Source organism: Malaciobacter halophilus (genome assembly GCF_002837275.1).
GTDB lineage: Bacteria > Campylobacterota > Campylobacteria > Campylobacterales > Arcobacteraceae > Malaciobacter > Malaciobacter halophilus.
In genome coordinates, this window is the sequence record NZ_NXIF01000067.1 from 1 (window position 1) to 8,133 (window position 8,133).

At 27.8% G+C, this 8,133-nt stretch carries 8 protein-coding genes and 1 pseudogene; 7 read left to right on the plus strand and 2 right to left on the minus strand.

Going from position 1 to position 8,133, the window contains the following annotated elements:
* Window positions 1–262: 262 nt before the first annotated feature.
* Both rlmN and gltX read left to right on the plus strand, forming a co-directional pair.
* On the plus strand, window positions 263–1,330 hold the full coding sequence (rlmN, locus tag CP960_RS12970) for a 23S rRNA (adenine(2503)-C(2))-methyltransferase RlmN (protein WP_101185904.1): 1,068 nt from the start codon (window positions 263–265) through the stop codon (window positions 1,328–1,330).
* An 87-nt stretch (window positions 1,331–1,417) separates the two neighbouring features.
* Complete coding sequence (gene gltX, locus CP960_RS12975) at window positions 1,418–2,818, plus strand: glutamate--tRNA ligase (RefSeq protein ID WP_101185905.1); 1,401 nt, start codon at window positions 1,418–1,420, stop codon at window positions 2,816–2,818.
* Between the two features lie 13 nt (window positions 2,819–2,831).
* Here gltX and CP960_RS12980 read toward each other — a convergent pair whose 3' ends face one another.
* Window positions 2,832–3,176: a winged helix-turn-helix transcriptional regulator gene (locus CP960_RS12980; protein WP_196778342.1), complete on the minus strand. Its 345-nt coding sequence runs from the start codon at window positions 3,174–3,176 to the stop codon at window positions 2,832–2,834.
* Between the two features lie 113 nt (window positions 3,177–3,289).
* Here CP960_RS12980 and CP960_RS12985 point away from each other — a divergent pair, with 113 nt between their 5' ends.
* Complete coding sequence (locus tag CP960_RS12985) at window positions 3,290–4,267, plus strand: YhdH/YhfP family quinone oxidoreductase (protein WP_101185906.1); 978 nt, start codon at window positions 3,290–3,292, stop codon at window positions 4,265–4,267.
* An 11-nt stretch (window positions 4,268–4,278) separates the two neighbouring features.
* Here the strand turns inward: CP960_RS12985 and CP960_RS12990 are convergent, their stop codons facing one another.
* Window positions 4,279–4,644 carry a winged helix-turn-helix transcriptional regulator gene (locus tag CP960_RS12990; RefSeq protein WP_101185907.1) on the minus strand — a complete coding sequence of 122 codons (366 nt, stop codon included), beginning with the start codon at window positions 4,642–4,644 and terminating at the stop codon, window positions 4,279–4,281.
* 156 nt (window positions 4,645–4,800) lie between these two features.
* Between CP960_RS12990 and trxA the strand changes: the two genes are divergently transcribed.
* From trxA to glyA, 4 genes and pseudogenes are all read left to right on the plus strand, one after another.
* A complete protein-coding gene (gene trxA / locus CP960_RS12995) occupies window positions 4,801–5,118 on the plus strand; it encodes a thioredoxin (protein ID WP_101185908.1) in 318 nt (105 codons plus the stop codon).
* A gap of 118 nt (window positions 5,119–5,236) precedes the next feature.
* On the plus strand, window positions 5,237–6,469 hold the full coding sequence (locus CP960_RS13000; RefSeq protein WP_101185909.1) for a glutamate-5-semialdehyde dehydrogenase: 1,233 nt from the start codon (window positions 5,237–5,239) through the stop codon (window positions 6,467–6,469).
* A gap of 101 nt (window positions 6,470–6,570) precedes the next feature.
* Window positions 6,571–7,917: a cytochrome c oxidase accessory protein CcoG gene (gene ccoG / locus CP960_RS13005; RefSeq protein ID WP_101185910.1), complete on the plus strand. Its 1,347-nt coding sequence runs from the start codon at window positions 6,571–6,573 to the stop codon at window positions 7,915–7,917.
* A gap of 87 nt (window positions 7,918–8,004) precedes the next feature.
* Window positions 8,005–8,133 (plus strand): annotated as a pseudogene (gene glyA / locus CP960_RS13010) (serine hydroxymethyltransferase); the annotation flags it as partial.

Here is an 8,133-nt window from a genome sequence, read left to right on the forward strand (position 1 = left end):
AAATAGTTTATAGACTACTTTATATAAAAAGCTCTATTTTATTCTCTTTTATAGAAACTCTTTATATGAAATATAAACTCTTCATCTTAACTTTATTTTATAAAAAAATCATATTTCACTTCATTGTTTCACGTGAAACAATAATTAAATCTTACAACATATAAATATTTTATTATTAAAAGAATTTTAGTTTCATAAAAGCAGAAATAGGGTAGAAAAAGGGTATAATCAAACTAATAAAAGATGTAAAAGAAAGGTAAGAATGCAATCAATATATGACTTTACATTAGATGAATTAAAAGAACAATTAAAACCATCTTTTAGAGCAAAACAAGTTTATAACTGGTTATATAAAAAGTATGCCTCTTCATATGATGAAATGAAGAATATACCAAATGATTTAAAAGATAAATTAAAGAAAAACTATGCTTTAGATATTATGAAAATAGTTAAAAAAGAGAAAAGTTTAGATGGAAGCATAAAATATCTTTTTCAACTTCATGATGGACTTACAGTTGAAGCTGTTTTACTTTTAATGAAAAAGAAAAAAGTAAATGATGAAGGTATAATAGAAAGAAGCGAGAAATATACTGTATGCATTTCATCACAAGTAGGATGCAAAGTAGGGTGTACTTTTTGCTTAACTGCTAAAGGTGGTTTTGTAAGAAATTTAAGTGTTGGAGAGTATATAGCTCAGATTGTTAATATCAAAAGAGATAACAATATCCCTGAAAACAAATCACTAAATATTGTATATATGGGAATGGGTGAACCACTTGATAATTATAAAAATTTTGTAAAAGCAGTAAAGGTATTTAGTGAACTTGATGGTTTAGCAATTAGTAGAAGAAGACAAACTGTTTCAACATCTGGAATAAGTAGTAAGATTGAAAAATTAGGTAAAGAAGATTTAGGAATACAACTTGCTATATCTTTACATGCAGTTGATGATGAATTAAGAAGTGAACTTATTCCAATGAATAAAGCTTACAATATTGAAAGTATCATTCAAGCAGTAAGAAATTTTCCAGTTGATACAAGAAAAAAAGTTATGTTTGAATATTTAGTAATAAAAGATAAAAATGATGACATAGCTTCAGCAGAAAAACTTTTAAAACTATTAAATGGAATCAAAGCAAAAGTAAATCTAATATACTTTAATCCGTATCCAGGAACACCATATCAAAGACCAGAAAGTAAAGATATGGTAAAATTCCAAGAGTATTTAATAAATAAAGGATTGCTTTGTACTATTAGAGAATCAAAAGGTCTTGATATCTCAGCAGCATGTGGTCAATTAAAAGAAAAGGAAGCAAATGGAAGCTCTTGATATTGCAATGATAGTGTTTATTAGTGGTGTTGCGATAGTTACAGCAATTGGATTTTTTAGAAGTAATAAAAATAAGGATGAAAAATAATGGCAGTTACAAGATTTGCACCAAGTCCAACAGGGTATTTACATATTGGTGGATTAAGAACAGCTTTATATAGTTATTTATGGGCAAGAAAAACAAATGGTGAATTTAGATTAAGAATTGAAGATACAGACACTCAAAGAAATAATGATGAAGCAATGAAAGCAATTTTAGAAGCTTTTAATTGGGTTGGATTAAATTATGATGGTGAAGTAGAGTATCAATCAAAAAGAATGGAAATTTATAAAAAATATATTCAACAGCTTTTAGATGAAGGAAAAGCTTACTATTGCTATATGAGTAAAGATGAGCTTGAAGCCTTAAGAGAAGAGCAAATGGCAAATAAACAAACTCCAAGATATGATGGAAGATATAGAGATTTTACAGGTACACCTCCAAGTGATATTGAACCAGTTGTAAGAATAAAAGCTCCTTTAGAAGGTAAAATAACTTTTGTTGATGGCGTAAAATCTATTATGAATATAAACTGCAATGAAGTAGATGATTTTATTATTGCAAGAAGTAATGGAAATCCAACTTACAATTTTGTTGTTGCAATTGATGATGCATTAATGGGAATAACTGATGTAATAAGAGGAGATGACCATTTAACAAATACTGCAAAACAGATTATAATTTATGAAGCACTTGGATTTGATATACCAAAATTCTATCATGTTCCAATGATTAATAATCCACAAGGTAAAAAACTATCGAAAAGAGATGGTGCTATGGATGTTATGGAATATAAAAGACAAGGGTACTTACCAGAAGCATTATTAAATTTTTTAGTAAGACTTGGATGGTCAAATAAAGACCAAGAGATATTCTCAATGGAAGAGATGTTAGAGCTATTTGACCCATCAAATATAAATAAATCTGCATCATCATATAATCAAGAAAAATTGTTATGGTTAAATGCACACTATATTAAAAATGTATCAAATGATAGATTAGCAAAAGAGTTAGAATTTTTTGATTGTTATTTAAATGGACATGATAAAAAAGAGATGCTTCTTGATTTATCAAAAGAGAGAGCACAAACATTAGTTGAATTAAAAGATGCAGTAAATAAGATTATAAATAGACCAACTGAGTATGAAGTAAAAGGTGTAAAAAAGTTTATTAAAGAAGATACACCAAAATTTTTAGACGCATACTTAAAAACACTAGAAGAGAAAAAAGAGTCTTTACATTTAGCTTGCGATTATGAAGAGATTACAAAACCTTTTATTAAAGAGTTTGAACTAAAATTTCCTCAACTATTTCAACCAATAAGAATAGCACTTACTGGTGGAACACAAGCTCCTTCTGTTTATGATATTATGGCAATACTTGGATATAATGAAGTAAACTTAAGAGTAAGAACTGCATTAGATAAAAACTTTAATAAAGAACTATAAAAAAATAAAGAGTTTAAAACTCTTTATTTTTATGCTCTTCACCCCACAAATATAACTGTTTTAAAATTGGCTTTAAACTCTTTCCATATTCACTTAATGAATATTCTACTTTTGGTGGGATTTCTGGATAAACAACTCTATTTATCACACCATGAGACTCTAACTCTTTTAGTTTTTGAGACAACATTTTTTGTGTAATTTTTGGCATTAATTTTTGTAGCTGATTAAATCTTTTTGTATCCCTTCTTAAATACCAAAGAATTAATATTTTCCATTTTCCATCTATTACATCAAGGGCAGTTTCAACTGGACATTTTTCATTATCTTTATCTATTATCATATCAATATCTTTATTCATTTATATAACCTCTTTAGTATCTTTTTTGAAACTATATATCTTTTATGTAAGCTCTTGTGCTTCTTATTTATTTTAGCTAAACTTTTTTAAATCGTTTAAAAAAAGGAAAATTAATGAAAGCGTTTGTAGTAGAAAAAACTGAAGAGAAAAAATTTATTAGTTCTATAAAAGATATTGATATTCCAAAAATAGAAAAAGATGAAGTACTTATAAAGGCTTCTTACTCTTCTTTAAACTTCAAAGATGCATTAAGTTCAATTGGAAATCCTGGTGTAACAAGAGTATTTCCACACGTAACAGGTATAGATGTATCAGGAGAAGTTATTCAATCTAATAGCAAAAATTTTAAAAAAGAAGATAAAGTAGTTGTAACAGGATATGATTTAGGAATGAATACAAATGGAGGTCATCAAGAGTATGTTAAAGTTCCAGCATCTTGGGTTATAAAAATTCCTCAAGGACTAGATGAAAAAGAGATTATGATTTATGGAACAGCTGGATTAACAGCAGCACTTAGCATAAATGAACTTCAACAAAACTCTATAAATAGTGGTAAAGTTTTAGTTACAGGAGCAACAGGAGGAGTAGGAAGTATTGCTGTATCAATTTTAAATAAACTTGGGTATGAAGTAACTACAATAACAGGCAAAAGAGATAAAATAGAGTTTTTAAAATCCCTTGGAGCTAAAGAAGTAATATTAAGAGAAGAATTTGATATTGATAATAAAAAACCAATGTTAAGTGAAGTTTATGATGCAGTTGTTGATACAGTTGGTGGTCAATATCTAGCTCATGCATTAAAACAACTTAAGCATAGTGGAGTTGCTACTTGTTGTGGATTAACATCTTCTCATGAACTAAATACAAATGTTTTTCCATTTATTTTAAGAGGAGTAAGACTTATAGGAATTGATTCAGTTGAAATACCTTTAGAAAAAAAGCAGTATATTTGGAATAAAATAGCCTCAGAATATAAAGTCTCAAATATAAATAATTTAGTTACTCAAATCTCTTTAGAAGATATAAAAGCGACATACGAAAAAATGCTAAACTCAAAAGTAAGCGGAAGATACTTAGTAAAAATAGATTAAACTAATTAAGTTTAATCTATTACACAATTTGCATCTTCATCAAACTTTAGACCAATTTCATTATTAGTTGCATACTCTTTTCCCCAATCATGTAATTGATATAAAATAGGGATTAATTTCTCTCCAGCTTTTGTTAATTTATATTCTACTTTTGGAGGAACTACTGGATATACAACTCTTTTAACTATTCCAACTTCTTCTAATTCTCTTAGTTGTTGAGTTAACATTTTTTGAGAGATATTAGGGATTAGACGCATTAACTCACCATTTCTTTTAACATCTTTTTTTAAAGCCCAAAGAACCATACCTTTCCATTTTCCACCAATAATATCAGTAGCAAGTTGAAAAAAACAGTTATACTTTTTATTTGATTCCATTAGAAAGCCTTTTAGTTTTTTATATTTTACTCCTTAATATTTTAATAGTTACTTAAAAGTTACTATAAAACTGAAAAGTACATACTTGACATTTAGTTTCTAAATAGATAAAATTTTGCTATTATAAAAAAATATGAAAAATAATAAAGGAAAATTATGGGAAAATATATAGATTTAACAGCAGAAAACTTTGATTCAACAGTAGCAAATGGTGTATCATTAGTTGATTTTTGGGCACCATGGTGCGGACCTTGTAGAATGTTAGCTCCTGTTATTGAAGAATTAGGTGAAGAGTTTGATGGAAAAGCAAATATTTGTAAAGTAAATACTGATGAACAACAAGACTTAGCAGTAAAATATGGAATTAGATCTATTCCAACAATTATTTTTATGAAAGATGGTGAGATTGTTGATCAAATGGTTGGAGCTACTTCAAAACAAGCATTAATAGAAAAATTAAATTCACTTTCATAAAAAAAGGGCTTATGCCCTTTTATAGAATCCAAAGTATAATAAACCTCACAAAAAACCTAAAATATAAACAAACTTTCGATAAAATACAAATACTTACTGTATATATAGGGAAATTCAAATGCAACAATTTTTAGAACAATCAAAAAAAATTAGTAGAGAAATAGCCACTTTAAGTGGAGAAGTTAAAAATAAAGTACTAAATGAGATGGCTGATGCATTAATTGAACATTGCGATTTTATTGTTCATAATAATAGTAAAGATATGCAAGCAGCAGAACAAAATAATCTAAGTTACGATTTAAAAGATAGACTATTACTAACAAAAGATAGAGTAAAAGCTATGGCTGAAGCTATAAAACAAATAGCTTCACTTAAAGAACCAGTAGGAAGAACTCTTGATGGCTGGGTTACAGAAAATGGTTTAAATATACAAAAAGTATCTATTCCTATTGGAGTAATTGGTATTATTTATGAAAGTCGTCCAAATGTTACAAGCGATACAGCTGCACTATGTTTTAAAAGTGGAAATGTTTGTATATTAAAAGGTGGAAAAGAGGCACAAAATAGTAACAAGGCAATTGCAGATATTCTAAGAAATGTATTAGCAGTAAATAAACTTCCCGAACAAGCAATTTCACTACTACCTAACTCTACAAGAGAGGGTGTAGCAGAGTTTATAAAGCAAGATAAATATGTTGATTTACTTGTACCAAGAGGTGGAGAAGCACTAATTAAATATATAAGTGCAAATTCAATTATACCTGTTGTAAAACACGATAAGGGTTTATGTCATACTTATATAGATAAGTTTGCAGATGGTAAAAAGGCAATAGATATTGCAATTAATGCAAAATGTCAAAGGCCAGGGGTATGTAATGCTATGGAGACTTTATTAGTACATAAAGATGTAGCAAATTATGTATTGCCACCACTACATGAAAATTTTATTAGTAAAAATACTCAGCTTAGAGGTTGTGAAGAAACAATAAAATATATTGATATACCATGTGCAACACAAGAAGACTATGATACGGAGTATTTAGCCAATATTCTATCAATAAAAGTAGTAAAAGATGTAACTGATGCAATTAATCATATAAATAAGCATGGTTCTGGTCACTCTGAGTGTATAATTAGTGAAAACTACTCAACTGTTAATAAGTTTTTAAATGAAGTAGATGCAGCTTGTGTATATGCAAATGCAAGTACAAGATTTACTGATGGTGGAGCTTTTGGACTAGGTGCTGAAGTTGGTATCTCTACAAACAAACTTCACTCAAGAGGTCCTATGGGAATAAATGACCTTACAACATTTAAATACAAAATTTATGGAGATGGACAAATTAGATAAATTTATCTAATTTGTCACTTTTTTCTCACTTTTTCTTTTAGAGCTTACTTTTTTGCCACCAAATGTCACTAAAGTGTTATTAAATATTTTAGGAGGCTTTTATGAGTTATGCAAAAAAGAGATATTTAAACTTCTTTGCAATTACAGTTTTTACTTTGGTATTACCATTTATAACAATAAATGGAAACCATATGCTATTACTATCTTTTGATAGAATGGAGTTTCACTTTGTAGGTTTTGCTTTTGAGATGCAAGAACTTTATATAATGCCATTTTTACTTATGATTTTATTTATTGGTATTTTTGCAACAACTGCAATAGGTGGAAGAGTTTGGTGTGGTTGGGCCTGTCCACAAACTATTTTTAGAGTTATTTATAGAGATTTAATTGAAGGAAAAATCTTCAATCTAAGAAGAGTTAAGAATAAACAAAAAAAAGTTGATTATACAAAAACAGAAAATAAAATAAAAAAAGTTTTCTCTATAACTCTTTTTGGTATGTTATGTCTAATAATTGCAACAAACTTTATGTGGTATTTTGTTCCACCAGAAGATTTCTTTAGATATATGAAAGAGCCTGATGAACATGTGTTTATGGTAATGTTCATAGTAACAGTTGCACTATTTTTAGTATATGATATAGTTTTTACAAAAGAGCATTTTTGTACTTATGTATGTCCTTACTCTAGAATTCAATCAGTTTTATATGATGACAATACTATTCAAGCTATTTATGATACAAATAGAGGAGGGAATATTTATGAAAATGGTGAAAAAACTATATTTAAAGCTAAACAGCTACAAGAACATGAAGAGTGTACAGCTTGTGAAGCTTGTGTAAAAATCTGTCCTACAGGAATTGATATTAGAAAAGGTCTTCAAGTTGAGTGTATTAACTGCTTAGAGTGTGTAGATGCTTGTACAGATGTAATGGGTAAACTTGGTAAAAAAACACTTGTACATTGGGGAAGTACAAATGAAGTATTAAAAGATAAAAAAACAGAATTTTTTAGTATGAGAAACATTATGTATTATGTTGCCATTGCTATATGTTTTGTTTTATTAGTTGTATCAGCTTCAAAAAAAGAGTATTTTCTATTAAATGTAAATAAAACTACTAAACTTTATGATATTAAACAAAACAATCATGTAACAAACAACTACTTATTAACAATACAAAATAGAGATAAAAAAGCATACACTTTTGATATTAAAATAGTAGATAATGAAAACTTTAAAATAAAAAGATTTAAACCATTTAAATTAAATGCAGATAGAAGAGTTAAAAAAGTTCTAATATTAGAGACTAAAAAAAGACTATTCTTATCAGATAAAAAAGATACACCACTAGAAGTTAAGATTATTATGTTCGCAAAAGAGAATCCAAAAGAGGTATTTAAAGAGCAAACATTATCATTTATCTATCCAAGAAATGATAGTTTTAAATAAATAGCAATATCTGGATTGTGCCAAAAAAAATTTTTAGCTATACTTCCATAAATTTGAAATTTAAGAAGTAGGTTTTAAGGAGTAAAAATGAGTTATATAACAAATGAGAGATTAGAAGAAGCAGATAAAGAGATATACTCTTATGTAAAAGAAGAGTTAAAAAGACAAACAAATCATTTAGAGATGATTGCAAGTGAGAACTTTACAAGCCCAGCT